General features: G+C 54.3%; 24 protein-coding genes and 1 riboswitch. Of the genes, 12 read left to right on the top strand and 12 right to left on the bottom strand.

Annotated elements, in window-relative coordinates; all coding sequences use genetic code 11:
• Nucleotides 1-43 precede the first annotated feature (43 nt).
• Nucleotides 44-2,317 (bottom strand): DNA topoisomerase IV subunit A, encoded by a 2,274-nt coding sequence (gene parC / locus ACQE3Y_RS14525; RefSeq protein ID WP_426973493.1) that lies wholly within the window; start codon nucleotides 2,315-2,317, stop codon nucleotides 44-46.
• A 1-nt stretch (nucleotide 2,318) separates the two neighbouring features.
• Between parC and ACQE3Y_RS14520 the strand changes: the two genes are divergently transcribed.
• The 3 genes from ACQE3Y_RS14520 (at nucleotide 2,319) to ACQE3Y_RS14510 (ending at nucleotide 3,544) form a co-directional block, all read left to right on the top strand.
• Nucleotides 2,319-2,519 carry a hypothetical protein gene (locus ACQE3Y_RS14520; RefSeq protein WP_426981961.1) on the top strand — a complete coding sequence of 67 codons (201 nt, stop codon included), beginning with the start codon at nucleotides 2,319-2,321 and terminating at the stop codon, nucleotides 2,517-2,519.
• Between the two features lie 73 nt (nucleotides 2,520-2,592).
• Complete coding sequence (locus ACQE3Y_RS14515) at nucleotides 2,593-3,174, top strand: NAD(P)H-dependent oxidoreductase (protein WP_426973492.1); 582 nt, start codon at nucleotides 2,593-2,595, stop codon at nucleotides 3,172-3,174.
• 34 nt (nucleotides 3,175-3,208) lie between these two features.
• The gene (locus ACQE3Y_RS14510) at nucleotides 3,209-3,544 is read left to right on the top strand and encodes a putative quinol monooxygenase (RefSeq protein WP_426973491.1); all 336 of its coding nucleotides are present in this window, start codon (nucleotides 3,209-3,211) and stop codon (nucleotides 3,542-3,544) included.
• Between the two features lie 101 nt (nucleotides 3,545-3,645).
• Here the strand turns inward: ACQE3Y_RS14510 and parE are convergent, their stop codons facing one another.
• From parE to nudF, 5 genes are read right to left on the bottom strand one after another with little or no spacing between them, the layout of a single operon-like run.
• Nucleotides 3,646-5,541 (bottom strand): DNA topoisomerase IV subunit B, encoded by a 1,896-nt coding sequence (parE, locus tag ACQE3Y_RS14505; RefSeq protein ID WP_250650892.1) that lies wholly within the window; start codon nucleotides 5,539-5,541, stop codon nucleotides 3,646-3,648.
• Between the two features lie 51 nt (nucleotides 5,542-5,592).
• On the bottom strand, nucleotides 5,593-6,174 hold the full coding sequence (yqiA, locus tag ACQE3Y_RS14500; RefSeq protein ID WP_250650893.1) for an esterase YqiA: 582 nt from the start codon (nucleotides 6,172-6,174) through the stop codon (nucleotides 5,593-5,595).
• A 2-nt stretch (nucleotides 6,175-6,176) separates the two neighbouring features.
• Nucleotides 6,177-7,004 (bottom strand): 3',5'-cyclic-AMP phosphodiesterase, encoded by an 828-nt coding sequence (gene cpdA / locus ACQE3Y_RS14495; RefSeq protein WP_426973489.1) that lies wholly within the window; start codon nucleotides 7,002-7,004, stop codon nucleotides 6,177-6,179.
• 42 nt (nucleotides 7,005-7,046) lie between these two features.
• Nucleotides 7,047-7,472, bottom strand: coding sequence for a DUF1249 family protein (locus tag ACQE3Y_RS14490; RefSeq protein WP_426973488.1), 426 nt, complete (start codon nucleotides 7,470-7,472; stop codon nucleotides 7,047-7,049).
• Nucleotides 7,469-8,104 carry an ADP-ribose diphosphatase gene (nudF, locus tag ACQE3Y_RS14485; protein WP_250650896.1) on the bottom strand — a complete coding sequence of 212 codons (636 nt, stop codon included), beginning with the start codon at nucleotides 8,102-8,104 and terminating at the stop codon, nucleotides 7,469-7,471. Before nudF ends, ACQE3Y_RS14490 begins: the two co-directional genes overlap by 4 nt.
• A gap of 214 nt (nucleotides 8,105-8,318) precedes the next feature.
• Here nudF and tolC point away from each other — a divergent pair, with 214 nt between their 5' ends.
• The 5 genes from tolC (at nucleotide 8,319) to ACQE3Y_RS14460 (ending at nucleotide 13,327) form a co-directional block, all read left to right on the top strand.
• Nucleotides 8,319-9,797 (top strand): outer membrane channel protein TolC, encoded by a 1,479-nt coding sequence (gene tolC / locus ACQE3Y_RS14480; protein ID WP_426981960.1) that lies wholly within the window; start codon nucleotides 8,319-8,321, stop codon nucleotides 9,795-9,797.
• 197 nt (nucleotides 9,798-9,994) lie between these two features.
• Nucleotides 9,995-10,654, top strand: coding sequence for a DUF1190 family protein (locus tag ACQE3Y_RS14475; protein ID WP_085070042.1), 660 nt, complete (start codon nucleotides 9,995-9,997; stop codon nucleotides 10,652-10,654).
• 8 nt (nucleotides 10,655-10,662) lie between these two features.
• The gene (locus ACQE3Y_RS14470; protein WP_426981959.1) at nucleotides 10,663-11,823 is read left to right on the top strand and encodes a glutathionylspermidine synthase family protein; all 1,161 of its coding nucleotides are present in this window, start codon (nucleotides 10,663-10,665) and stop codon (nucleotides 11,821-11,823) included.
• Nucleotides 11,824-12,033: 210 nt separating this feature from the next.
• Nucleotides 12,034-12,801 carry a zinc transporter ZupT gene (zupT, locus tag ACQE3Y_RS14465; RefSeq protein WP_426973485.1) on the top strand — a complete coding sequence of 256 codons (768 nt, stop codon included), beginning with the start codon at nucleotides 12,034-12,036 and terminating at the stop codon, nucleotides 12,799-12,801.
• 142 nt (nucleotides 12,802-12,943) lie between these two features.
• On the top strand, nucleotides 12,944-13,327 hold the full coding sequence (locus ACQE3Y_RS14460) for a cell wall hydrolase (protein ID WP_426973484.1): 384 nt from the start codon (nucleotides 12,944-12,946) through the stop codon (nucleotides 13,325-13,327).
• Between the two features lie 51 nt (nucleotides 13,328-13,378).
• Here the strand turns inward: ACQE3Y_RS14460 and ribB are convergent, their stop codons facing one another.
• The gene (gene ribB, locus ACQE3Y_RS14455; RefSeq protein ID WP_250650902.1) at nucleotides 13,379-14,035 is read right to left on the bottom strand and encodes a 3,4-dihydroxy-2-butanone-4-phosphate synthase; all 657 of its coding nucleotides are present in this window, start codon (nucleotides 14,033-14,035) and stop codon (nucleotides 13,379-13,381) included.
• Between the two features lie 96 nt (nucleotides 14,036-14,131).
• Nucleotides 14,132-14,283, bottom strand: a riboswitch (FMN riboswitch).
• 146 nt (nucleotides 14,284-14,429) lie between these two features.
• Here ribB and ubiK point away from each other — a divergent pair.
• A complete protein-coding gene (ubiK, locus tag ACQE3Y_RS14450; protein ID WP_426973482.1) occupies nucleotides 14,430-14,906 on the top strand; it encodes a ubiquinone biosynthesis accessory factor UbiK in 477 nt (158 codons plus the stop codon).
• 53 nt (nucleotides 14,907-14,959) lie between these two features.
• Here the strand turns inward: ubiK and hldE are convergent, their stop codons facing one another.
• The 3 genes from hldE to ACQE3Y_RS14435 all read right to left on the bottom strand — a co-directional run bounded on the left by hldE (nucleotide 14,960) and on the right by ACQE3Y_RS14435 (nucleotide 20,650).
• Nucleotides 14,960-16,381, bottom strand: a complete 1,422-nt coding sequence (gene hldE, locus ACQE3Y_RS14445) for a bifunctional D-glycero-beta-D-manno-heptose-7-phosphate kinase/D-glycero-beta-D-manno-heptose 1-phosphate adenylyltransferase HldE (protein ID WP_426973480.1) — start codon at nucleotides 16,379-16,381, stop codon at nucleotides 14,960-14,962.
• Between the two features lie 86 nt (nucleotides 16,382-16,467).
• Nucleotides 16,468-19,326 carry a bifunctional [glutamate--ammonia ligase]-adenylyl-L-tyrosine phosphorylase/[glutamate--ammonia-ligase] adenylyltransferase gene (glnE, locus tag ACQE3Y_RS14440; protein WP_426981958.1) on the bottom strand — a complete coding sequence of 953 codons (2,859 nt, stop codon included), beginning with the start codon at nucleotides 19,324-19,326 and terminating at the stop codon, nucleotides 16,468-16,470.
• Nucleotides 19,327-19,345: 19 nt separating this feature from the next.
• On the bottom strand, nucleotides 19,346-20,650 hold the full coding sequence (locus ACQE3Y_RS14435; RefSeq protein WP_426973477.1) for an inorganic triphosphatase: 1,305 nt from the start codon (nucleotides 20,648-20,650) through the stop codon (nucleotides 19,346-19,348).
• Nucleotides 20,651-20,858: 208 nt separating this feature from the next.
• On the opposite strand from ACQE3Y_RS14435, the gene ACQE3Y_RS14430 reads away from it, so the two are divergent.
• Nucleotides 20,859-21,479, top strand: coding sequence for a TIGR04211 family SH3 domain-containing protein (locus tag ACQE3Y_RS14430; protein ID WP_085070024.1), 621 nt, complete (start codon nucleotides 20,859-20,861; stop codon nucleotides 21,477-21,479).
• A gap of 190 nt (nucleotides 21,480-21,669) precedes the next feature.
• The gene (locus ACQE3Y_RS14425; protein WP_426973475.1) at nucleotides 21,670-22,905 is read left to right on the top strand and encodes a multifunctional CCA addition/repair protein; all 1,236 of its coding nucleotides are present in this window, start codon (nucleotides 21,670-21,672) and stop codon (nucleotides 22,903-22,905) included.
• A 52-nt stretch (nucleotides 22,906-22,957) separates the two neighbouring features.
• Here the strand turns inward: ACQE3Y_RS14425 and bacA are convergent, their stop codons facing one another.
• Nucleotides 22,958-23,776, bottom strand: coding sequence for an undecaprenyl-diphosphate phosphatase (bacA, locus tag ACQE3Y_RS14420; RefSeq protein WP_426981957.1), 819 nt, complete (start codon nucleotides 23,774-23,776; stop codon nucleotides 22,958-22,960).
• A gap of 152 nt (nucleotides 23,777-23,928) precedes the next feature.
• Nucleotides 23,929-24,303 (bottom strand): bifunctional dihydroneopterin aldolase/7,8-dihydroneopterin epimerase, encoded by a 375-nt coding sequence (folB, locus tag ACQE3Y_RS14415; RefSeq protein ID WP_085070019.1) that lies wholly within the window; start codon nucleotides 24,301-24,303, stop codon nucleotides 23,929-23,931.
• Between the two features lie 107 nt (nucleotides 24,304-24,410).
• Between folB and plsY the strand changes: the two genes are divergently transcribed.
• Entirely contained in the window at nucleotides 24,411-25,010 is a 600-nt protein-coding gene (gene plsY / locus ACQE3Y_RS14410) for a glycerol-3-phosphate 1-O-acyltransferase PlsY (RefSeq protein WP_426973471.1), read from the top strand.
• Nucleotides 25,011-25,253: the final 243 nt, after the last annotated feature.

Here is a 25,253-nt window from a genome sequence, read left to right as displayed (position 1 = left end):
CGCCGCATGATTAACGGGCGTCGCCTCCGGTTTCCCTGCGCTATCAGGCTTCGCTATCGTCCGAAACGACGCGAGCCGGCGCATCCACCTCAACGCGGTCGATACGCTGCAGGCCACGCGGCAGCAGCGTGCCGCGACGCCCGCGCTCGGCGCGGAATTTCTGTAGCTCTTCCGGACGCAGCGTCAGCTTACGTTTGCCGACATAGAGCGTGATGGCGCTGCCTGGTGGTAACAGGTAGAGCCAGGCAAGACGGTCTTCGCCGCTGCTGGCCTGCGCCGACGGAATAGAGATGATCTTATTCCCCTTGCCTTTGGACAGCTGCGGCAGATCGCCTACCGGGAACATCAGCATACGGCCAGCCGCAGTGATCGCCAGCAGCATATCGTCATCGCTGTAAATCGCCATCGGCGTCATTACTTTGGCGTTTTCCGGCAGCGTCAGCAGCGCTTTACCGGCGCGGTTGCGTGATACCAGATCGGCAAAGGTGCAGACAAAACCATAACCCGCATCAGAGGCCATCAGCAGTCGCTGATCGTCCGCCTCCATCAGCACCTGTTCCATTACCGCGCCCGGCGGCGGCGTGAGCTTGCCGGTGAGCGGCTCGCCCTGGCTGCGCGCTGAAGGCAGCGTAGAGGGATCCAACGTATAGCTGCGGCCAGTGGAATCGATAAAGGCCACCGGCTGATTGCTTTTACCACGGGCGGCGGCCAGATAGCTGTCGCCAGCCTTATAGCTCAGTCCGGCAGGATCGATGTCATGCCCTTTGGCACTGCGTACCCAGCCCATTTGCGACAGCACAACGGTAACCGGTTCAGAAGGCACCAGCTCGTTCTCACTGATCGCTTTCGCCTCTTCACGCTCATGCAGCGGCGAACGGCGTTCATCGCCATAGGCTTCGCTATCGGCCTGCAGTTCTTTCTTCAACAGCGTATTCATACGGCGTTCTGAAGCCAGCGTGGCCTGGAGTTGATCGCGCTCTTTTTCCAGCTCGCTCTGCTCGCCGCGAATTTTCATCTCTTCCAGCTTCGCCAGATGGCGCAGCTTTAATTCAAGGATCGCTTCCGCCTGGGTTTCACTGATATCGAAACGCGACATCAGCACCGGCTTCGGCTGATCTTCGCTGCGGATGATCTCGATCACTTCGTCAATATTAAGGAAAGCGACCAGCAGACCTTCAAGGATATGCAGCCGTTTCATCACTTTATCAAGGCGATACTGCAGACGGCGGCGTACCGTATCGCGTCGGAACACCAGCCATTCGCTGAGGATCTCCAGCAGGTTTTTCACCGCCGGACGGTTATCCAGCCCGATCATGTTCAGGTTGATGCGGTAGCTTTTTTCCAGATCGGTGGTAGCAAACAGATGGTTCATGACCTGCTCAAGATCGACACGGTTTGAGCGCGGCACCAGCACCAGACGCGTTGGGTTCTCGTGATCGGACTCATCACGCAGATCCTCGACCATCGGCAGCTTTTTATTGCGCATCTGCGCGGCGATCTGCTCCAGCACGCGCGCGCCGGAAACCTGATGCGGCAGCGCGGTGATCACCACTTCGCCATCTTCTTTTTTCCATACCGCACGCTGGCGTACCGATCCGCGCCCGTTCTGGTAGATCTTACGGATCTCGGCGCGTGGCGTGATAATCTCCGCTTCGGTCGGAAAATCGGGGCCCTGTACGATATCCAGCAGATCGTCGAGACTGGTTTTGGGATTATCAATCAGCGCAATGGTGGCCTGCGCCACTTCACGCAGGTTATGCGGCGGAATATCGGTCGCCATACCCACGGCAATACCGGTGGTGCCGTTCAGCAGAATATTTGGCAGACGCGCCGGCAGCATTTTCGGCTCGTTTAACGTGCCGTCGAAGTTAGGCACAAAATCAACCGTGCCCTGCCCCAGCTCGCCCAGGAGTACTTCAGCGTAGCGCGACAGGCGTGATTCGGTGTAACGCATGGCGGCGAAGGATTTCGGGTCATCCGGCGCACCCCAGTTACCCTGTCCATCCACCAGCGGATAGCGATAGGAGAACGGTTGTGCCATCAATACCATCGCTTCGTAACAGGCGCTGTCGCCGTGCGGATGGTATTTACCCAGCACGTCACCCACGGTACGCGCCGATTTTTTGAATTTTGCGCTGGCGTTCAGGCCCAGCTCCGACATCGCATAGACGATACGGCGCTGCACCGGCTTCAGGCCATCGCCAATATAGGGAAGCGCCCTGTCCATGATGACGTACATGGAATAGTTCAGGTATGCATTCTCAGTAAATTTATGCAGGGCAAGACGCTCTGCACCATCCTGCGTCAAGTCACTCATTATGATTCCTCACGTTGCGGCGGGCATCAGCGCGCCGCGTGGCGATCTGTTTGGCGAGGATAGTACCTTATCTGATGCGGCGATGTCACAGTTTAGTCGCGGCTGCAACAGCGCATTCTGGAGCGCGAACCGCCAGCGGGATTCAGCCAATTTTGTTTCACATTCTTTGCGGATTATTGCGCTATACGCAAAAGTGTTATGATCAATCGTACATTTTTCTTTGCCTGTGCCGCACGTAAACTGGCTCCAGAAATTTCAACGGAGCGACAACGATAATGAGCAAGATTTTGATTCTTGATGCGGGTAAAGAATTTGCCCATTCCAGGGGTGAACTGAACCATACCATGACTGAAGTGGCAGAGACCTTCTTACGCGATCAGGGCCACGAAGTGCAGGTAACGCGCATTGATGATGGCTACGATATTCAGCAGGAAGTGCAGAAGTACCTTGCTAATGATGTGGTGATTTATCAGATGCCGGGCTGGTGGATGGGCGAGCCGTGGATCCTGAAAAAATATATCGATGAAGTCTTTACCGAAGGTCATGGTTCGCTTTATGCCAGCGATGGCCGCACCCGCTCTGACGCCAGCAAAAAATATGGTTCCGGCGGCTTGCTGCAGGGCAAGAAATATATGCTGTCGTTAACCTGGAACGCGCCGCTGGAAGCCTTTATCGATCCGCAGCAGTTCTTTGAAGGCGTTGGCGTGGACGGGCTTTACCTCCATTTCCATAAGGCTAACCAGTTCCTGGGGATGGAAGGCCTGCCGACCTTTATCTGTAATGACGTGATCAAACAACCTGACGTGCCGCGTGATATTGAACGCTATCGTGAGCACCTCGCTAAGATCTTTGCTTAACTTAAAGCTCTGAAACACTTACCAGGGATCTATTATGCTGACAGTTGTAGCTGAAATTTGCGTTAAGCCGGGCCGTCGGGAAGCGGTACTGGCGGCCATTGATGATCTGACGCCGATCGTTTTAGGGGAAGAAGGCTGTCGTAAATATCAGGCGCTGGTCGATCATCAGGCGCAGGTGCCGTGGAAGCAGAATCTGCCCAACTCCATTTTTATGCTGGAATATTGGGAGTCGCTGCGCCATCTGGAGCAGCATCAGCAGCAGGCGCATATGGAAGCCCATCGCGAACGTATTAAAGACGATGTACTGGATGTGAAGATCTTTGTGATGGAAAAACCGGCGGGCGCTGTGACAGAGCCTGACGTTCTGTAAGCAGGATATAAAATAGCCCAGCCCAAATGAAAACCGCCCGGCCATCGCAAGATGCCCGGGCGGGTTTTTATCGCCGGCTGGCAGCAGTGAACAGCGCGAAGTTACACTTCGATCTCTGCCTTATCGCCTTTCTCCTGCAGCCAGTTACGACGATCTTCAGAACGCTTTTTCGCCAGCAGCATATCCATCATCGCCAGCGTCTGTTCAATGTCCTCTTCATCTATCGTAAGCTGAACCAGGCGACGCGTATTGGGATCGAGCGTGGTTTCGCGCAGCTGCATCGGGTTCATTTCGCCCAACCCTTTAAAGCGCTGGACGTTTGGCTTGCCTTTTTTACGCTTCAGCTGTTCGAGAATGCCATCCTTCTCTTCCTCATCCAGCGCGTACCACACCTCTTTACCCAAATCGATGCGGTATAGCGGCGGCATCGCCACATAAACATGGCCGCCTTTCACCAGCGAGCGGAAGTGTTTAACAAACAGCGCGCACAGCAGCGTGGCGATATGCAGGCCGTCGGAGTCCGCATCCGCAAGGATACAGATTTTGCCGTAGCGCAATTGGGTGAGATCTTCGCTGTCCGGATCGATACCGATGGCAACAGAAATATCATGCACTTCCTGTGAGGCTAACACTTCATCCGAGGAGACTTCCCAGGTATTCAGGATCTTCCCTTTCAGCGGCATAATCGCCTGATATTCGCGATCGCGCGCCTGCTTGGCGGATCCGCCTGCGGAATCCCCTTCCACCAGAAACAGCTCGGTTTTACTTAAATCCTGCGCGGTACAGTCGGCCAGCTTACCGGGCAACGCCGGGCCACTGGTCAGTTTTTTACGCACCACTTTTTTGGCGGCGCGCATACGGCGCTGGGCGCTGGAGATCGCCAGCTCTGCCAGCTGCTCTGCCGCCTGCACGTTCTGGTTCAGCCACAGGCTGAAAGCATCCTTAACCACGCCGGAAACAAACGCAGCGCACTGACGTGAAGAGAGGCGCTCTTTGGTCTGACCGGCAAATTGCGGATCCTGCATTTTCACTGACAGCACGTAAGCGCAGCGATCCCAAATATCTTCCGCCGACAGCTTCACGCCGCGCGGCAGAATATTGCGGTATTCGCAAAAATCGCGCATCGCATCAAGCAGTCCCTGACGCAAACCGTTAACGTGCGTGCCGCCCTGCATGGTGGGGATCAGGTTGACATAGCTTTCCGTTAATAGCTCGCCGCCTTCCGGCAGCCACAGCAACGCCCAGTCCACCGCTTCGACATCGCCCGAAAAACTGCCGACAAACGGCGCTTCCGGTAGCGTAATCAGGCCGTTTACCGCCTCGCTCAGATAATCGGTGAGGCCATCCTGATAGCACCAGCTCTGCTCGGTATTATTGACCTTATCTTTGAAAACGATCTCAACGCCCGGGCAAAGCACCGCTTTCGCTTTCAGCAGATGCGACAGACGCGAAACGGAAAAGCGCGGACTGTCAAAGAAACTGCCGTCGGGCCAGAAATGCACGCGCGTCCCGGTATTGCGCTTGGCGACCGTACCGGTAACGGTCAGTTCCTGTACTTTATCGCCGTTTTCAAAGGCCATTTCGTACACTTCGCCGTTGCGTCGTACTGTGACTTCGACACGTGTCGACAGGGCATTGACCACGGAAATCCCGACGCCGTGCAGACCACCGGAAAACTGGTAGTTTTTGTTGGAGAATTTACCGCCAGCATGCAGGCGGCAGAAGATCAGCTCAACCGCCGGAACGCCCTCTTCGGGGTGAATATCAACCGGCATACCGCGTCCGTCATCGATCACTTCCAGTGACTGATCGGCGTGCAGGATTACTTCCACGCGTTTTGCATGGCCGGCCAACGCTTCATCAACACTGTTATCGATAACTTCCTGACCCAGATGGTTAGGGCGCGAGGTATCGGTGTACATTCCCGGACGACGACGAACGGGTTCGAGGCCGCTGAGTACCTCAATGTCTTTAGCGTTATAGCTGGATTGAGTCATCGTATCGTTCTGAATTGGTGGGTGAAAAAAGAGTTATACGATCCTGCGGCATCAGGCGCGATTCAGACCGATAAAGTCAAGAATCGAAGGGAAAAAGCGTTCGAATCCAGTGAAGGCGTGATTACCGCCCTCTTCGACCGTCTGGCGACAGGCCTGGTAGTAATCCAGTGCCTGACGATAATCGAGCACCTCATCACCCGTCTGCTGCAGTAGCCAAAGCAAATCTGGCGACTCAAGCGGGTCAATCTGCATGACCTTCAGATCGTAAATGTGGCGAGACTCTAACACATATTTTTGACCGGTGTATGGATTCTCGTTGGCACCAAGATAATTGAGCAATAGCTCGTAAGGACGCACCGCCGGGTTGATCACCACTGCCGGTAAGGTAAAACACTGCGACAGCCAGGTGGCGTAATAACCACCAAGCGATGAGCCAACAATACCCAGCGGTTCGCCGGCGCGCGCCATCACCATCTCTTCCAGCATCTGCGCCGCCTCGCCCGGAAAGGCAGGCAGCTGCGGCACCAGCATGGTTATCTGCGGATGATGCATTGTCAGCCAGCGTTGCAGCTGCGTCGCTTTCGCTGAAGCGGGAGAGCTATTAAACCCATGCAGATAGAGCAGCGTCGCCATGCTTAGTAACCTTCGGAATCGAGATCGGGCGTAAAAGCGCGCGTTGAGAGACGCTGAACCTGCGTTTGCACCACGCCGCTGTCGCCCAGCTCCAGCCAGCGCCAGCCCGGCGCGACGGCATCAATGGTAAAGTTGGTGCAGTGCGGCTTGAACTGCACGCAGGTTGAAGGCGTGGCTAACAGGCGCCTGCCATGCCACTCCACATCCATCTCCTGATGGATATGCCCGCAAATCAGTGTCTTTGCCAGCGGCCAGTGCTGAAGAACGGCATCAAGAGCGTGTGAATTCCGCAGGCTATGCTGATCCAGCCAGGTGCAGCCCGACGGCAGCGGATGGTGATGCAGCAGCACCAGCGTATGGCGTTCAGGCGTCTGCGCCAGGGTTTTATCCAGCCATTCAAGCTGATAGTCGCTGAGCATACCGTGCGGCACGCCTGCGACCTGGCTGTCGAGCAGCACCAGTTGCCAGTGCTCGCCCAGCAACACCTGCTTCGCTTCAGCAATGCCTGATTGTGCCAGCGTATCGTACATGGTGGGCTGAAAATCGTGATTGCCCGGCAGCCAGACGCAAGGAGCAGGCAGGCGCGCGATACCCTCAGCAAAGTGCTGATAGGCTTCAGGCGAGTGATCCTGCGCCAGATCGCCGGTGGCGATGATCAGGTCGATCGGCTGCTGCTCGGCCTCAATGGCTTCCAGCACCGCATTAAAACTGGCCCAGGTATTAACGCCCAGCAGCGTTTCATTTTTGCCTGAAAAAAGGTGGGTATCCGTGATTTGTAATATCCTGATATTGGCCCCACTCACCACAGGAAGTTTTAGCAGGCTATCCAAAAAATGTCCTTAATCTCCACGCCATATCAAGGTTATTGCGGCTTACCAGGCCGGGACGGCCATGGCTCCGTGCGACAGACAATAACGCAGCCAGTCTGCAAGAAACTGGTTGATTTGATGCTTTTCATCACGCTGGTGCAATTTTTTATTTGGGTAATCATAACGCGCTTTGAAACGATAGATCTGCTGCGTTGAACACACTTCAGCAACCATCGCATCGTGATATAGCCTGACAGACATTGAAGGCAGACTCCAGTAGCTAACGGCAGGCGCGGTCTGACGAATCTCAACCAGTGTGGTGTAGCGCGTAGATTCACTAATGGTAATGCTGTAGCTGGCGCCGTTTACCTGATAGGTCACCGAGGCCCCCGCTTCGTCATCACGCGGCAGCAGACGACGCAACTGGGCGAAGTTGGTTTCGCTCAACCGCATCATTTCGGGAAAATCAGGGACGTAGCGCTTGATCATGTTGGATTCCACTCTTTTCGCAATTTCTCATAGTGCAGCATCAGCCATTGCAGGGCGATGACGGAGGCCGCGTTATCAATTTTCCCCTCTTCCACCCAGCGGTAAGCCTGTTCGCGGCTTACCACATGAACAAGAATATCCTCATTCTCTTCCTCCAGACCGTGGCATCCTTGCGCCACGCTGGCATCCACTTCTCCCACCAGCACCGACAGGCGCTCGCTGGTACCGCCCGGACTGGCCAGGTAGTTAATCACTGGCTCTACACGTTTAACCGTCAGACCCGCTTCTTCCATCGCCTCGCGACGCACGACCTGCTCAACGTTTTCGCCAGGCTCAATAATGCCGGCCACTAATTCCAGTAGCCAGGGCGTTGAGCTGGTATCATAAGCGGGAATGCGGATCTGTTCGATCAGCACCACTTCATCACGCTGGGGATCATAGGGTAGCAGGACTGCGGCATGTCCGCGCTCAAAAACTTCGCGCACGACTTCTTTGCTCATTTCACCGTTAAACAGGCGGTGACGGAAGCGATAGCGAACTAAAGAAAAAAAACCTTCATACAGTGGCTCGCGTGCAATAATTTCTACATCTTTTTTGCTGAAAGTCACAGGGGATTTTGTGTTTTTAACCATAAAACCGGTGTCCTTTACAGTGGGGGATGCGGTAAACGGTTTCAACCAGACGCCGTCCGCAAGGGTGGTTCTTTCTGAATTATTTACGTAAATTAACGGAAGATGGCACGTTCAGCCAACTTACCACTCTGGCACACTCTGCTAGAATCAGCGCATATTTTTTAGCTTATGTCAGCGCTACCATAGCAACTTTGCTGCACTACAAGGAATGCAAATGAAGAAACTGCTCTCTTTACTTATTGGCCTGAGCCTGGGCGGCTTCAGCGTGGCGAGTCAGGCGGAGAACCTGCTGCAGATTTACCAACAGGCTCGTCTGACTAACCCTGATTTGCGCAGCTCTGCGGCGGACCGTGATGCGGCATTTGAAAAGATTAACGAAGCCCGTAGTCCGTTGCTGCCTCAGTTAGGGCTTGGCGTTGATTATACCTATAACAGCGGCTACCGCGACGCGCGTGATACTCATTCCAATACCACCAGCGGATCTTTGCAGTTAACGCAAATCCTCTTTGATATGGGTAAATGGCGTTTGCTGACAATCCAGGAAAAAACAGCGGGCGTGCAGGACGTTACCTATCAGACGGCGCAGCAGAATCTGATGCTGAACACGGCAACGGCCTATTTCAATGTACTGCGCGCAATCGATGCGCTTTCCTATATTGAAGCGCAGAAACAGTCTATTTATCGTCAGCTTGATCAGACCACGCAGCGCTTTAATGTGGGGCTGGTCGCTATCACTGACGTACAAAACGCCCGTGCGCAGTATGACAACGTGCTGGCGAATGAAGTTTCGGCACGCAACGAGCTGGATAACGCGGTAGAAACCCTGCGTCAGGTGACGGGCAACTACTATCCAACTCTGGCCTCGCTGAATATCGATCGTTTCCGTACGAATAGGCCGCAGCCGGTCAGCGTGCTGCTGAAAGAGGCGGAAAGCCGCAACCTGAGCCTGTTATCCGCACGCCTGTCGCAGGATCTGGCGCGTGAGCAGATCCGCTATAGTGAATCGGGACATATGCCGACGCTGGGTTTAAACGCTTCTACCGGCCTGTCCAACAATAAATATGGCGGCAGCCGCGCCACACAAAACGACAATATCACCGGCAGTAATCAGGTTGGCCTGAGCTTTAATCTACCGTTGTATAGCGGCGGCGCGGTGACTTCGCAGGTGAAACAGGCGCAGTACGCCTTCGTCAGCGCCAGCGAGCAGCTGGAAAGTGCGCATCGCTCTACGGTACAAACCGTGCGCTCCTCCTTTAATAACGTGAACGCCTCTATCAGCAGCATTGAAGCTTACAAGCAGGCAGTGGTTTCCGCTCAAAGCTCTCTGGATGCGATGGAAGCGGGCTATCAGGTTGGTACACGTACTATTGTTGACGTGCTGAATGCCACCACGACGCTGTACAACGCCAAACAGCAGCTTTCTGATGCCCGTTACGATTACCTGATCAATCAGCTGAACATCAAATCTGCGCTGGGTACGCTGAACGAACAGGATCTGTCTGAGCTTAATGCCAGCCTGGGCAAAGAAATTCCAACGTCGCCTGAAACGGTAGCGCCAGAAAATGCACAGCAGGATGCAGCCGCCGATCGGGGAACCGGGATGCAGGCAGCAGCCAGCCAGAGCGGCACCAACGCCGCTGCTGCAGCGCGCCCTGCCGCAGCGCGTCAGAACGGTAATCCGTTTAGCCATTAAGTTAAAAACCAGGCCACGAAGTTCATGAATTTCGTGGCCGTAACACCGCGTTTGCAGCTGTTTCCTTCCGCTTTTAATCCTTTCTCGCATTTGAACGTATAGCTAAGTAAATATACAGACACAGCGCTGTGTGTTGCTTCATTTTTAGACCGGTTTCACCTATCCTTTGCGCTACCTTTGGGCAGAGGACTATCCCCATGAAACGGACAAAAAATATCAATCGCGACGCTTTCCGTAAGAGTTGGCGCGCTCGTCACCTGACGCCGGTGGCGTTGGCTGTCACCGCCGTTTTTATGCTGGCCGGCTGTGAACAAGCAGACGAAACGGTTTCGCTTTATCAAAACGCCGACGACTGTACTAAAGCCAATCCGGGCCAGAGCGAACAGTGCACCACCGCTTACAATAACGCGCTGAAAGAGGCGGAAAAAACCGCGCCTAAATATGCCTCGCGTGAAGATTGCGTAGCCGAATTTGGCGAAGCTCAGTGCCAGCAGGCTCCGGCTCAGGCTGGCACCAATGCAGAAGCGCATCAAAGCGGCAGTTTCTGGATGCCGTTGATGGCAGGTTATATGATGGGCCGCATGATGGGCGGCGGCGCAGGGTTTGCCGCGCAGCCGCTGTTTAGCTCGAAAAATCCCGCTAGCCCGATGAACGGTAAGTTCGTTGACGCCAGCGGCCGAAACTATGGCACCGCGACGCCAGGCCGCACCATGACCGTGCCGAAAACGGCGCTGGCGCCGAAACCAGCCACCACCAGCACCGTTACGCGCGGCGGCTTTGGTGAGACCGTAGCGAAGCAGACCAGCATGCAGCGCAGCAGCGCGACCGGCACCAGCAACCGCTCGCTGGGGGGCTAACGCGCCCTATGAAACGTATTGCTATTGCCGAACGTCCTGACTGGCGCGCCCGCGCCACCGAATACGGCTTTGGTTTTCATACCATGTATGACGAGCCGTACTGGTGCGAGGATGCTTATTACCAGTTTACGTTGGCGCAGGTTGATTATCTGGAAGAAACCACCGCTGAACTGCATCAGATGTGTTTGCAGGTGGTGGATAAAGTGGTTAACAGCGAAGAGCTGCTGGCTAAATTCCGTATTCCTAAACATACGTGGGATTTTGTTCGCACTTCGTGGAAAACGTCGCAGCCTTCGCTCTATTCACGTCTCGATTTGGCCTGGGACGGCAGCGGCGACGCCATGCTATTAGAAAACAATGCCGATACGCCAACATCGCTGTATGAAGCCGCTTTCTTTCAGTGGCTCTGGCTGGAAGATCAGCTGAAAGCGGGCAATTTGCCGGCAGGCAGCGATCAGTTCAACAGCCTGCAGGAAAAATTGATTGCGCGTTTCGCCGCACTGCATCAGCAGCATGGTTTTAGTCTGCTGCACTTTACCTGCTATCGGGACAGCATTGAAGATCGCGGCACGGTACAGTATCTGCAGGATTGCGCCAGCGAGGCGGGATTGCCGAGCGAATTCTTGTTTATTGATGATATTGGGCTGGGCGAGCGGGGTCAGTTTACCGATCTCAACGATCAGGTCATCAGTAACCTGTTTAAGCTCTATCCGTGGGAATTTATGCTGCGCGAGATCTTCTCAACCAAGCTGAATGATGCTGGCGTGCGTTGGCTGGAACCAGCCTGGAAGAGCATTCTTTCGAATAAAGCGCTGCTGCCTATGCTCTGGCAGATGTTCCCCAATCACCCTAACCTGCTGCCAGCCTACTTTGCTGAAGACAATGTGCCCGCCATGGAAAAATATGTGGTGAAGCCGCTGTTTTCTCGTGAAGGCGCGAATATCCGTATTGTGGAAAAAGGACAGGAAATCGCACGCGTTGATGGTCCTTATGGCGAAGAAGGCATGATCGTGCAGCAGTTCCATCCGCTGGCGCAGTTTGGCGACAGCTACGCGTTGATCGGCAGCTGGCTGGTGGACGATCAGGCAGCGGGTATTGGTGTACGTGAGGATCGAGCGTTAATCACGCAGGATCTGTCGCGTTTCTATCCGCACGCTTTTATCGATTAACGGAAACGGGCAGCCCACGGCTGCTCTTATTACTCTTCGGGTTTACTCTATCTGTACGGATAACATGCTCAGCACACCCATAACGATGTCCTTTAATCAACATTCAAATTTTTTGAGCGTCAGTCAGACAAAACTTTACCTAATCCCCTCTCGCTTTTTGTCTAAATTTAAATAGTCTTAATAAGAATTATTATCATTCGAGGGTCTGTAATGTCGGTTCCGTTACTTCTGACTATTTTGGCTGGCGCTGCGACTTTTGTCGGCGCGTTTTTAGGCGTAATAGGCCAGAAACCATCCAACCGTATGCTGGCATTTGCGCTGGGATTTGCCGCAGGCATTATGTTGTTAATTTCTCTGATGGAAATGCTGCCTGCCGCCCTGCATACGCCAGGTATGTCGCCGCTATTAGGCTACGGAATGTTTCTGCTGGGCCTGCTCGGTTACTTTGCTCTCGATCGCCTGCTGCCCCATCAGCATCCGCAGGATTTAATGGTGCCTAACCAGCCGCCACGCAGCCTGCGACGTACGGCGATTTTACTGACGCTGGGGATCAGTTTACATAACTTCCCTGAGGGGATTGCTACTTTTGTTACTGCCAGCAGTGATTTAGAACTGGGGCTGGGCATTGCCTTAGCGGTAGCCATTCACAATATTCCGGAAGGTCTGGCGGTTGCCGGTCCCATGTATGCCGCCACCGGTTCGAAAGCGCGCGCCCTCTTCTGGGCCTGTATTTCCGGTATGGCGGAAATTCTTGGCGGCGTACTGGCATTCTTGCTGCTCGGCCCGGCGATTTCACCGGTGTTGATTGCGGCAATTATGGCTGCCGTGGCCGGTATTATGGTTGCGCTTTCTGTTGATGAACTCATGCCGCTGGCGCGTGATATTGATCCACACAGTAACCCAAGCTATGGCGTTTTATGCGGCATGACGGTGATGGGTTTTAGCCTGACATTGCTACAAAGCAGCGGGATTGGCTAATGCTATTTATCTGAAAATATTCATACAGGCATCTATATATCAATAACTTATCGCAAACAGGGGATTTTCAAGACCTGTCTGCTGTTTTTACTTTTTACCGCTTCGTAAACTCCCGTCATCTCTGCTTAATGACGGAATTACTATGCTGGTTCAGGGTGCCATTCTTTGTCTGGCTATGAATATATATCACGAAGCACGCGGGGAACCGCTAAAAGGACAAATCGCCGTCGCATCGGTAACGATGAATCGGGCTAACTGGGACGTTACGCAAATCTGTCCGGTTGTTTACGCACCAAAACAGTTTTCATGGACTCACTTAAAAAATAACGCGTTCAGCTATCCAGCCAAAGAAGATAAAAGCTGGCAGCGGGCACAACAGATAGCTCACCAGATTGTTAACGGCGAGCTTTCTGATGTGACTAATGGCGCAACCTACTATCATAATCAAACGGTAACGCCCGCCTGGAGCAGCGCATTCGCGCAAACGGCAGCCATTGGCAATCATATCTTCTATGCAAAGCGATAAAAAAAGCCGGGATTATCCCGGCTTTTTTATTGTTATCAGCAGCAGCGCATTTTAGCTTGCCTGGCGCGTTTCCTGATTGCGTCGATAAGCGATCAGATCTTCAATCGTTACCAGTGGCATATTATGCTGTTTGGCGAAGACAATAGCCTCTGGCGCATGAGCCATGGTGCCATCGTCGTTGGTCAGCTCACACAGCACGCCGGCCGGTTTAAACCCTGCCAGTGAAACCAAATCGATCGTCGCCTCAGTATGACCGCCACGGGTCAATACGCCGCCGTCGCGCGCGCGCAGAGGGAAGACATGGCCCGGACGATTTAAATCGCTGGGACGGGCATTATCGGCGATAGCGGTACGGATGGTGGTCAGGCGATCCTGGGCAGAAACGCCAGTGGTTACGCCCTGAGCAGCCTCGATGGTAACGGTAAAGCCGGTGCCAAAAGAGCTGGTATTGTTCTCTACCATCATCGGCAGATCCAGCTGCTGGCGTTGCTGCTCAGTGATGCACAGGCAGACAATGCCGCTGCCGTGACGAATGGTTAAAGCCATTTGCTCAACGGTCATGGTTTCAGCGGCGAAAATCATGTCAGCTTCATTTTCACGATTTTCGTCATCCAGCACCATTACACCGCGCCCTTCGCGCAAAGCGGCGATGGCGCGTTCTACACGCTGTTCCGGCGTGCCAAATTCAGAAAGTAGCGTCTGATTCATGGTAAATAAACCTTATCAATATTGTGGTTACCAGAATCAGGGCGTGCTTGAGGAGTGCATAAAAATAACGCGCGGCGAGCCTGGGCTCGACAGAACCGTTATCCTCTCCCATCCGGACTTTAACCGTCGGCCCCGGAATTACACCGGATCTGCTGACCTTTCCGTCGCAAAACGGGAAGCGCTCGCGGGCTTTCAGCGAATGCTGATTTACCGCCGGTGGGGAATTTCGCCCCGCCCTGAGAATAAGCGAATTTACTATAGCGCCAAACATCTTCTCCGGCAACGCACAATAGCAGCATATGCTTATGCTGTGCAGGCAAATGCCATTTTAGGTTTATCCTTTTCCAGACAGGGATTACACTTAAGTTAACTTTGTTGCGACCAGGAAACGGCCATGATTGACCCGAAAAAAATTGAACAACTTGCTCGTCAGGTACATGAAGCAATGCCGAAAGGTATTCGCGAATTTGGCGATGACGTTGAGAAGAAAATCCGCCAGGTCCTGCAGGCGCAGCTGACGCGTATGGATCTGGTAAACCGCGAAGAGTTTGATGTGCAGACGCAGGTACTGCTACGTACCCGTGAAAAGCTGGCGGTGCTGGAGCAGCGCCTGGCTGCGCTGGAAAGCCAGAGCGGGAATGCTTCAACGCCAGCCACGTCCAGCGCTTCGGTCACGCCTGCACAGGCCACACCGTCAACGGCAGCTAATACGTTCTCCACACCGGCAACGCAGACAAATACCGTTACTGCGCCGCCAACTTCCCCTGCTGCAACGCCGGCATCAGCTGCAACGCCTGCAGCAACACCGACATCAACCGCCGCAACGCCTGTGTCAGAGGATGTGGTTAAAACGGAAGATCCGAAAAGCTAATAAGCCCGGCAGGTTAAACTTTCTTAGCCTGCCGTTCTGTTTGTTGCCCGTGTTCAGGAACGAATCCGCTTAATGATATTGGTAGTTGAAATACCGTCCTCAAAGTTCAGCACGCGTACTTCGCCTCCGTTAGCCCAAACCTCTTCGCTACCGGCGATCTCTTCTGGCTTATAGTCGCCGCCTTTCACCAGCAGATCGGGCAGAATGCCCGCAATCAGCCGTTGCGGCGTATCCTCTTCAAAAGAGACTACCCAGTCGACCGACTCCAGTGCTCCCAGCACAATCATGCGATTTTCCAGCGGATTGACCGGGCGGCTGTCGCCTTTCAGGCGTCGGGTCGACGCATCGCTGTTAACCGCCACAATCAGCCGATCGCCCAGCTTACGCGCATTTGATAAATAGGAGACGTGACCGGCATGCAGAATGTCAAATACGCCGTTGGTCATAACCACTTTTTCACCGCGCTGACGAGCCAACGCAACCGCTTCTCTGAGCTGGGCTTCATTCATAATACCGAAGCCGCTTTCCGGACGTGCATGAATGGCGTTTTCCAGCTCAACGGGCGATACGGTTGAGGTACCCAATTTGCCTACCACCACACCAGCCGCAGCGTTAGCCAGGAAACAGGCGGCCTCAAGATCGTCACCTGACGCCAGCGAGGCGGCCAGCACGCCAATCACGGTATCGCCTGCGCCGGTCACATCATAAACTTCCTGCGCCTGCGTTGGTAAATGCAGCGGGGCTTTGCCCGGCTGTAACAGCGTCATGCCGTTTTCAGAGCGGGTTACCAGTAGCGCCGACAGCTCATAGTCCGCCACCAGCTGCATGCCGCGCTCAACAATCTGCGCCTCATTCTGACATTTACCCACCACGGCTTCGAACTCAGAGAGGTTCGGCGTCAGCAGCGTCGCGCCACGGTAGCGTTCAAAATCGGTGCCTTTGGGATCCACCAGCACCGGCACGTTTGCCGCACGCGCCAGCTGGATCATCTGCTGCACGCTGGCCAGCGCCCCTTTAGCGTAATCGGAGAGCACCAGCGCCCCGGAACGTGGCAGCGCCGCAGCAATACGCTGATGAAGCGGCTCAGGATCGATATCGGCAAATCCCTCTTCAAAATCAAGGCGAATTAGCTGCTGGTTCCGGGAAAGAACACGCAGTTTGGTAATAGTAGGATGCGTTGGCAGCGCCACAAAATCGCATTTTACATTGACGTTTTGCAGGCTGACGCCCAGAGCACGGGCGGCATCATCAATGCCCGTCAGGCCGATAAGACGCGACGACGCACCCAGCGCGGCGATGTTCATCGCTACGTTAGCCGCCCCGCCAGGACGCTCTTCGACGTTGTCCACTTTCACTACCGGCACCGGCGCTTCCGGTGAAATACGGCTGGTAGGACCATACCAGTAGCGATCCAGCATCACATCGCCGACGACCAGCACTTCTGCACGGTTAAATTCGGGCAGTGTCACTTTCATTACAGAGACTCCAGACTGCAGTAAAAATATTGCGCGCGATAATAACACAGCTCGGTTAAAACGCTGCGCCGCCAGTGGCGCCTCTTTCAGCGCTCAGCTGGCAAGGTTTGCAGCCAGCGCTGCCAGCTCTCCTGAACCGTCTGCCGCTCGCGCATAAAAGATTCCATCGCGACGTGCCCCGCCTGCTCCTGCAGCGCCAGATGATGCAGCTCATCACGCAACGTAACGTAAGCCAGGGTAAGCGCTTGCGCTTCCTGTGGCGTTATTTTGTTATGCCGCGCCAGCAGTTCCAGGATGCGTACATTATCAGACCAACCGGTCAGCTTAGGCTCCTGCGCCGCATAGCGCAGCACCAGATATTGCGTAATAAATTCAATATCAGTAATGCCGCCCTCATCCGCTTTAATGTCCCATCGGCCTTTGTGCTTATGACTCAGGTGAGCATACATTTTTTCACGCATTTCGCGTACTTCGGTTTGTAACGTTGCGGCATCGCGCGGTAAACAGAGCGTTTCCCGGCGGATTGTCTCAAAGCGCTGGCTTAGTCCCGGTTCGCCATAGACGATTCGGGCCCTGACCAGCGCCTGATGCTCCCACGTCCAGGCATCGTTACGCTGATACTCTTCAAACGCGTCCAGCGTGCTTACCAGCATGCCAGCCGAGCCGGAAGGCCGCAGACGCGCATCCACTTCATACAATATTCCGGATGCGGTGCGGGTACTGAAAAGATGCATGATCCGCTGCGCCAGACGTAAGTAAAACTGGCGACCATCAATAGCGCGTTCGCCATCGGTAACCGCATCAGCCGGACAGTCATGCAAAAACACCAGATCAAGATCGGAGCTGTAGCCCAGTTCCCAGCCGCCCAGCTTGCCGTAACCAACCACGGCGAAGCCGCGATCGCCCTGTTGTAAATGTGAGGGGCGTCCGTAGCGCTGCTCCATCATATTCCACGCCTGCTGTACGACCGCCTGAATAATCGCCTCGGCCAGCCAGGTCAGGTGATCGCTTACTTTCATTACCGGCAGCGTTCCTGCTATATCCGCTGCGGCAATACGCAGATGCTGTACCTGTTTAAACTGACGCAGCGCTTCCAGTTGCTGCTCTTCATCATCTTCCGGGATACGCAGCAGATACTGCCGCAGCTCATCACGATAGGCATCCGTTGCGGTGGGCTGATAAAGCGTGGCGGGATCGAGCAGTTCATCCAGCAGAAGCGGATAGCGAGCCAGTTTGCTGGCAATCATTGGCGAGGCGGCGCACAACCGGATAAGCTGCTTGAGCGCGCCAGGCGACTCTGTCAGCAATTCAAGATAGGTGGTTCGCGTCACCACGCCCAGCAGCAATGGAATCAACCGCTGCAGAGTCATATCCGCATCGGCACGGGCGCAAACTTCATGCAGCAAACGCGGCATCAACTGATCGAGCGCCAGGCGGCCACGCGGGCCAATAGTGCGTTTATCCACATCCTGACGAAACGCATTCAGCGTGCGTGAAAGATGCTGGCGGCCAGGCTCATCAAGATGGGCCAGCAAAGCTTCCAGATCGCTTTGCTCGAGCTTATCAAGCCAAAGCTCGGTCATGCCCTGGTTTTCACTTTCTTCCGCACTGTCCGGCGTATCCTCACCGATCAGCTCATTAAAAATAAGCCGCACCTGCGCCATCTGCTCTTCCAGCGCCTGATGCAACGCCGTCCAGGATTCAAAGCCCATTGCCCAGGCAAGCCGCGCCTGATTTAACGCATCTGTCGGCAGCGTTTGCGTTTGCTCATCGGCGATGCTCTGTAACAGGTTCTCTAAGCGGCGTAAAAACAGATAGGCTTCACGTAGCGCGCTAACCTGCGGCTGCGTCAATAGATGCAGTTCTTCAATGGCGCAAAGCGTTGGCAGTAGCGAACGTTGTTGAAGCGTGCGCTCACGTCCGCCGCGAATCAGCTGGAATACCTGTACGATAAACTCGCTTTCCCGAATTCCACCGGCTCCCAGTTTGATATTGTCTTTCAGGCCGCGTCGACGCACTTCACGGGCAATCATGCCTTTCATATTACGCAACGACTGAATAACGCTGAAATCGATGTAGCGGCGATAGATAAAAGGCCGCAGCATCTGCTGCAGCTCCTGGCTCCAGCGATCCTCACTGTTGCCCATCAGCCGCGCCTTCACCATCGCATAACGTTCCCAGTCGCGTCCCTGTTCCTGGTAATAATCCTCCAGCGCCGCGAAGCTAAGCACCAGCGGTCCACTGTCGCCGAAAGGCCGCAGCCGCATATCGACCCGATAAACAAAGCCATCCGCCGTGGGCTGATCGAGCACTTTAATTAAGCGCTGGCCCAGACGGGTAAAAAATTGTGCGTTGTCCAGCTCACGCCGTCCGCCACGGGTCGATCCATTTTCCGGCCAGACAAAAATCAGATCGATATCGGAAGAGAAATTCAGCTCGCCGCCGCCCAATTTCCCCATGCCCAAAATCAGCAGCGGCTGCGGTTCACCCGCCGCGTTGCATGGGGTGCCGAAATCTTTGCAGCAGGCCTGCCACAGCCAGTCTCGCGCGGCAACAATCAGCGTTTCAGCCAGTACGCTTAACTGTTGAAGCGTGGCTTCCGTAGCGCTTTCCCCCGTGGTCTGCATCCAGGCGATACGGACCATCATCCAGCGTCGGAACAGACGTAGCTGGCGCATTAGCGCTGCTTCATCCGTTACCGTTTGCAACTGCTCATTGAGCCAGTCGGCATAGTGTTGCCATTCATCCGGCTGCGGGGGCTGCTGCGTTAGCTGCTGCCACCACTCCGGATGCTGTTGCAGGCTATCCACGATAAAATCGCTGAAGGCCAGCACCGCCTGCTGTTGCAAAGTGAGTGAGGTCAGCGGGCGTTCCAGCCGCTCCGCCGTTTTCTCTGCCTGTTGCTGCAGCAGCTCGGGCAGCGGTCCGGTTAAGGTTGGCAGCATAGCTTCTCCCTGAAAATAATCAGACGTTGCCGTTAAGCCAAAATGCGGGCTGTCTCAGCGCCTGGCGGCACAGCATATCCAGTTCGTGATAGCGATCTGCATGAATCGCCTGCGCCAGCTGTTGCCAGGGCTGTAGCCAGTTTTCTACCTCATGCTGCGGGTAAGCCCCTGCCAGCAGGCGAACGGCCAGCATCTGGCGCGACAGACGCGCCAGTTTATCCAGATACTCGTTATGCTGGCGGATCGTGATGAAGGTTTCTTTCAGATCGGCTGTCACGCGTCCCAGCATAATATCAGCGAAGCGCTTAAAAGAACCCTGAAGGCGCGCGGCGTTTTTCGGCTCAATAAAGGGACGCCAGCCGGCGTTAATCAACCAGCCGGAAAAAGTCAATTGGGCATCCAGCCATTGCGGGCGGTAACAAAAGGCTTGCGCTGTTGGCTGCTCATTTTCCAGCGTTTCAATCAGACTGGTCAGTTTTTGACGCAGCGCATTGCTGGCCTTACGCGGCACCAGCGCGCCGAATAGCGACAAGGCCTGGCGGACAGTTTCCAGCGCTTCCAGAATCGCATCACGCGCCGCTGGCTCATCGCGCAGCCATAGCTCCTCATGATACTGCCATTGCTTTAGCGCCAACGTTAATGCTGCCTGCATGCCCTCTTCAACCGTGGCTTTGGGTTTCACCTGCAGGATCGGCAGCGAGCGCACTGGCTGCTGCGGTTTCCCCTGCGCCAGCCAGTAGCCGCGCGCCGCTTTGCTCAGGCTGCCGAGCCGTAACCCTTCAGCCTTACCCAGCTCAGCGGCCAGCGCCAGCACATCAGCCAGATCGCCCTGTTTCAGCTCCAGTTCGATCTCTTGTAACGGTTCGCTGAGGTCACCTGCGCTCACCTCGCCGCGATCGAGAGCGACCTCAATTTGGCTGTTTCCATAGGTAACCAGCCAACGTTCGCGGTTGAAATGGGTGGTAAACAACGGTTTAAGTTGCTGCTGCAAGGCACTGAGATCGCACTCTTCGGGCCAGATCTCTGCCGGAAGACGTGCGATATCCAGTTCGGGTTGGGTTAGCTCAACGTTGTATTCCGGGCGCTGATGCAGACCGCCGATTGTCTTTCCAGCCGCTTTCAGCGTCATTTCATATTTTTCGCCGATGCCGCGGATGCGCAGGCCCATATCCCAGCGCCTTAACTGGTTATCCGGCGTTTCATAATAGATGTTGGTCAAGGCCAACGGGGCACTGTATTGGTGAGGCCAGGCAGCCAGCTGGCTACCCAGGCGATCCGCCGCCTGCGGCGTGGCAATGAACTTTAACTCGATTTCAATGGTCATAATTTTTCATTCAATCTTTCACTGGCACAGATATCAGGTATAAACCGAAGAGTAATGCAGATAACCTGCTGCTGTCTCTGCTTTATTATGCTTTCGCGAGCCTGGCCGCATCAGTCTGAGACCAGGATAGTTCTCATTCAGATTTTTGCGCAGCCTATCCAGACTGTGCCCTAAAATTTTTCCGGAACAGATGAAAAAACGACATCGAATGAAAAAATCACACTTTATTGGCCTGACTTTGCTGGCTTTCAGCGTTACAGCTCCCGCCCACGCCGAAGAAAAACGGTATATTTCTGATGAATTATCGACCTGGGTTCGTAGCGGTCCGGGCGATCAATATCGCCTGGTTGGCAAACTCAACGCGGGTGAGCAGGTCACTCTACTGCAAACCAATAACGCGACTCAGTATGGCCAGATTCGCGACGCAGAGGGTAAAACCAACTGGATCCCGCTGGCGCAGCTAAGCATCGAACCCAGCCTGCGTACGCGCGTGCCGCAGCTGGAACAACAGGTAAAAGATCTTACCGATAAGCTGGCTAACATCGACGGAAGCTGGAACCAGCGCACGGCGGATATGCAAAAAAAAGTAGCGGCCAGCGATACCGTAATTAACGGTCTGAAGGAAGAAAATCAGCAGCTGCGCAACCAGCTGATCGTGGCGCAGAAAAAGGTTAACGCCGCCAACGTGCAGCTTGATGACAAACAGCGCACCATCATTATGCAGTGGTTTATGTATGGCGGTGGCGTAGCGGGCGTAGGCCTGCTGCTGGGTCTGCTGTTGCCGCATATGATCCCACGTCGCAAACAAAATAATCGCTGGATGAACTAGCAAGCCGCCGCGCTTTCTTTTGCCAGCCATAACCGCAGCAGGGTGAATAACGCGCCCTGCTGCTGTCGTGTCCGTAATTCTGCTATTGTTGTGCCAGAATATTCCTGCTGGACATCTCTTTTTGCCGGTCTGAATGGTTGATACCGGCACGCCTGATAATTAATTTTCTGAACTCTGGAGAAACCCCGTAGTGAAAACATACCTTGTCGGTGGCGCGGTTCGTGATGGTTTGCTGAAGCTGCCGGTCAAAGACAAAGATTGGGTAGTAGTAGGCGCCACGCCTGACATGATGCTGGAGCAGGGTTACCAACAGGTCGGGCGCGATTTTCCGGTCTTTTTGCATCCGGCAAGCCGCGAAGAATATGCTTTAGCTCGCACCGAACGTAAATCGGGCAGCGGCTATACCGGTTTTGTCACCTGGTTTGCGCCGGACGTGACGCTGGAGCAGGATCTGCAACGGCGCGATCTGACCATTAATGCGATCGCACAGGATGAGGCTGGCAATTATATCGACCCTTACCAGGGCCGGTTAGATCTGGAGAAACGCCTGCTGCGCCACGTCTCCGCTGCCTTTATTGAAGATCCGCTACGCGTGCTGCGCGTAGCGCGCTTCGCCGCCCGCTACGCACACTTAAGCTTTCGCATTGCCGATGAAACCATGGCGTTGATGCGGGCGATGGCCGCCAGCGGCGAGCTGGCCCACCTGACCGCCGAGCGTGTCTGGAAAGAGACAGAAAATGCGTTATCCACGCCCAATCCGCACGTCTACTTTCAGGTGCTTCGTGACTGCGGCGCGCTGGCGGTTTTGTTCCCGGAAATCGACAATCTTTTCGGCGTACCCGCGCCGGCCAAATGGCATCCGGAAATCGATACCGGCATTCATACGCTGATGACTGTCGCTATCGCGGCTCAGCTGACGCCAGAAGTGGATGTGCGTTTTTCCACGCTTTGTCATGATGTCGGGAAGGGCCTGACGCCGCCGGAAAAATGGCCCAGCCATCCGGGCCACGGTCCTGCTGGCGTGCCGCTGGTAGAGAATATTTGCCGTCGTTTGCGCGTGCCAAATCATATCCGCGATCTGGCCGTGCTGGTGGCGGAGTTTCATGATGTAGTACATACCATTGAAAACCAGACGGCGGAGCGGCTGGTGGCCCTGTTCGATCGCATGGACGCCTGGCGTAAACCGCAGCGCATTAACCAGCTGGCGCAAACCAGCGAGGCGGATGCGCGTGGCCGTGCCGGATGGGAAAGCAATCCCTATCCGCAGGGAGAGTATCTGAATCAGGCGTTTCGCATCGTACAGGCTGTTCCCACTAAAGCTGTGGTAGAGTCCGGTTTCAAAGGCGTGCAGGTTCGTGAAGAGCTGACTCGCCGTCGCATTGCAGCGCTGCAGCAGTGGCAAATGGATCAGGCCCACCCGGCTTAAGCAATAAAAAAGGAGGCGCAGGCGCCTCCTTTTTTTCGTGCTAGTGATGGCGTTATACAAACACCATATAAACAGCTGCCGCTACGATAAAACGGTAGATGGCGAAAGGCACGAAAGAGATACGTTTGATGAGATGCAGGAACAGTTTGATGGCGATCAACGCCACGATAAAGGCGGTGACAAACCCCACCGCAAACATCGGCAGATCATCCATCGTCAGGAACCCTCTGCTTTTATAGAGATCCAGCACGGTGGCGCCCATCATCATCGGTACGGCCAGGATAAAAGAGAATTCAGAAGCCGCATAGCGACTTACGCCCATCAGCATCCCACCGGAAATGGTCGCGCCCGAACGGGAAAAGCCAGGCCAGAGAGCAAGACATTGAAAGCAGCCAATCATAAATGCCTGCAGATAGGTAATATCATCGATACCCGGCGCTTTTGGCTGTTTTGGCTTAAAGAACTCCGCCACCAGCAGCAGCACGCCGCCGACGATTAACGCATACATTACGTTGATAGGGTTAAACAGCGTTTTGATTTGATCGTGAAAGATCAGGCCGACAGCAACCGCCGGAATCATACCCAGCAGGATGTGGATCAAAGTGAGATGCCCGGTTCCCACGCCTTCATGCTTAACTTCGCCGAAATGGATTCCGATTAAGCCGAACAGCCGACGCCAGAACATAAAGACCACGGCGAGAATAGAGCCAAGCTGAATCACCACTTCAAACGTTTCTGCTTTATCTCCCTCAAAGCCCAGCAGATGCCCAACAATGATCATATGTCCCGTGGATGAAACTGGGAGAAACTCCGTCAATCCTTCAACAATGCCAAGGATTGCAGCCACCCAAAGCTGATGAATATCTGCCATCAAATGTCCTCTACCCTAATGTTTAAACCATTAAAAAAGCGGACGTCGGGAACGTAGCCGCCAGAAAATGCGCCAACTCAGCGTAACGCCGCGTTTTTGACAGCCATAATGTGGTTCGGTTTCATTGTGATAGCAATCACATTGGATCTATTTCAGAATTGTCCCCGCTGGTGCTGACGCGTTCCGCGCTCGATGATCACGCCAACCTGAGCCGCCTGCGCTACGGCACCAGGCTTGCTGAGCTTAATGCGCACCCACGGCGAAGCAAAGCGGGCCATCAGCAGCGTGGCGACTTCTTCTGCCACCCTTTCCACCAGCGCAAAACGTCCCTGCCCGACATGCTCGATAATTGCCGTAGCCACATCCGCATAGCTCAGACAATCATTAACATCATCACTGGCTGCCGCTTTGCGGTTATCCCAGGCCAGCTCGACATCGAAAACCAGCTTCTGCTGGATGGTCTGTTCCCAGTCATAAACGCCAATCGTGGTAATCACCGACAGCTGTTCAATAAATACGATATCCATGAGGGCACTCTCTGTTTTTGCGTTAACCGGATACCACTTCCGGCGAATTATGCGTATTATCCACAGATGATGAGAATAAAACGACCCTTACGAAACGGAACGGTGTTATGAGTGCAATCGCGCTTGGTATGATTATTTTCGCGTATCTGTGCGGCTCCATTTCCAGCGCTATTTTAGTTTGTCGCCTCGCGGGCCTGCCCGATCCACGCCATAACGGCTCCGGTAATCCTGGTGCCACAAATGTGCTGAGGATAGGCGGTAAAGGCGCTGCGGCAACCGTACTGGTTTTCGACGTTCTTAAAGGCATGTTGCCCGTCTGGCTTGCCTGGGCGCTGGGCATTTCGCCTATCTATCTTGGCCTGACCGCCATTGCCGCCTGCCTTGGGCATATCTATCCGGTGTTTTTCCGTTTTCGCGGCGGTAAAGGCGTCGCCACTGCCTTTGGCGCTATTGCGCCCATCGGCTGGGATTTGACCGGTTTGATGACCGGCACCTGGCTGCTCACCGTGTTGCTGAGCGGCTACTCTTCATTAGGCGCGATAGTCAGCGCGCTTATCGCACCTTTCTATGTCTGGTGGTTTAAACCCCAGTTTACCTTCCCGGTCGCCATGCTTTCCTGCCTGATCCTGTTACGTCATCACGATAATATCCAACGGTTATGGCGTGGACAGGAGAAGAAAATATGGAAAAATAAAAAACGTTCTTAATAAATTAATTATTAGGAGGTTAATTATTCCTGTTTCAAGTGAGATCCCAGTTTAATAAATTAAATGCTGCCACGTTACGTCATTCTCCTGATGATTTTATTACTTTCATATTCATCATTTTATCTTTAACCAAAAAGACAACAACGCTTTTTCTATGATTGTTAACATCTAACCGGTGAAAGGAAAAATCTCGCATGCAGCAAGCAATATTCATCCCGGAAGCCAGGCATGTTATTTCCCTTC

Source organism: Pantoea sp. FN0305, from assembly GCF_050113845.1.
Lineage (GTDB): Bacteria > Pseudomonadota > Gammaproteobacteria > Enterobacterales > Enterobacteriaceae > Mixta > Mixta alhagi.
The sequence above is the reverse complement of the archived record's forward strand: the minus strand, read 5'-3'. Positions and strand labels throughout refer to the sequence as shown.

Bases quoted from the DNA above. Each gene is read 5' to 3' on its own strand.
- parE (WP_250650892.1), bottom strand. From the start codon at position 5,541: ATGACTCAATCCAGCTATAACGCTAAAGACATTGAGGTACTCAGCGGC.
- ACQE3Y_RS14475 (WP_085070042.1), top strand. From the start codon at position 9,995: ATGAAACGGACAAAAAATATCAATCGCGACGCTTTCCGTAAGAGTTGG.
- plsY (WP_426973471.1), top strand. From the start codon at position 24,411: ATGAGTGCAATCGCGCTTGGTATGATTATTTTCGCGTATCTGTGCGGC.
- ACQE3Y_RS14430 (WP_085070024.1), top strand. From the start codon at position 20,859: ATGAAAAAATCACACTTTATTGGCCTGACTTTGCTGGCTTTCAGCGTT.
- ACQE3Y_RS14470 (WP_426981959.1), top strand. From the start codon at position 10,663: ATGAAACGTATTGCTATTGCCGAACGTCCTGACTGGCGCGCCCGCGCC.
- zupT (WP_426973485.1), top strand. From the start codon at position 12,034: ATGTCGGTTCCGTTACTTCTGACTATTTTGGCTGGCGCTGCGACTTTT.
- parC (WP_426973493.1), bottom strand. From the start codon at position 2,317: ATGAGTGACTTGACGCAGGATGGTGCAGAGCGTCTTGCCCTGCATAAA.
- ACQE3Y_RS14460 (WP_426973484.1), top strand. From the start codon at position 12,944: ATGCTGGTTCAGGGTGCCATTCTTTGTCTGGCTATGAATATATATCAC.
- nudF (WP_250650896.1), bottom strand. From the start codon at position 8,104: ATGGTTAAAAACACAAAATCCCCTGTGACTTTCAGCAAAAAAGATGTA.
- ubiK (WP_426973482.1), top strand. From the start codon at position 14,430: ATGATTGACCCGAAAAAAATTGAACAACTTGCTCGTCAGGTACATGAA.
- ACQE3Y_RS14515 (WP_426973492.1), top strand. From the start codon at position 2,593: ATGAGCAAGATTTTGATTCTTGATGCGGGTAAAGAATTTGCCCATTCC.
- ribB (WP_250650902.1), bottom strand. From the start codon at position 14,035: ATGAATCAGACGCTACTTTCTGAATTTGGCACGCCGGAACAGCGTGTA.
- glnE (WP_426981958.1), bottom strand. From the start codon at position 19,326: ATGCTGCCAACCTTAACCGGACCGCTGCCCGAGCTGCTGCAGCAACAG.
- ACQE3Y_RS14520 (WP_426981961.1), top strand. From the start codon at position 2,319: ATGATTCCTCACGTTGCGGCGGGCATCAGCGCGCCGCGTGGCGATCTG.
- ACQE3Y_RS14510 (WP_426973491.1), top strand. From the start codon at position 3,209: ATGCTGACAGTTGTAGCTGAAATTTGCGTTAAGCCGGGCCGTCGGGAA.
- folB (WP_085070019.1), bottom strand. From the start codon at position 24,303: ATGGATATCGTATTTATTGAACAGCTGTCGGTGATTACCACGATTGGC.
- yqiA (WP_250650893.1), bottom strand. From the start codon at position 6,174: ATGGCGACGCTGCTCTATCTGCATGGGTTTAATAGCTCTCCCGCTTCA.
- hldE (WP_426973480.1), bottom strand. From the start codon at position 16,381: ATGAAAGTGACACTGCCCGAATTTAACCGTGCAGAAGTGCTGGTCGTC.
- bacA (WP_426981957.1), bottom strand. From the start codon at position 23,776: ATGGCAGATATTCATCAGCTTTGGGTGGCTGCAATCCTTGGCATTGTT.
- ACQE3Y_RS14490 (WP_426973488.1), bottom strand. From the start codon at position 7,472: ATGATCAAGCGCTACGTCCCTGATTTTCCCGAAATGATGCGGTTGAGC.
- ACQE3Y_RS14435 (WP_426973477.1), bottom strand. From the start codon at position 20,650: ATGACCATTGAAATCGAGTTAAAGTTCATTGCCACGCCGCAGGCGGCG.
- tolC (WP_426981960.1), top strand. From the start codon at position 8,319: ATGAAGAAACTGCTCTCTTTACTTATTGGCCTGAGCCTGGGCGGCTTC.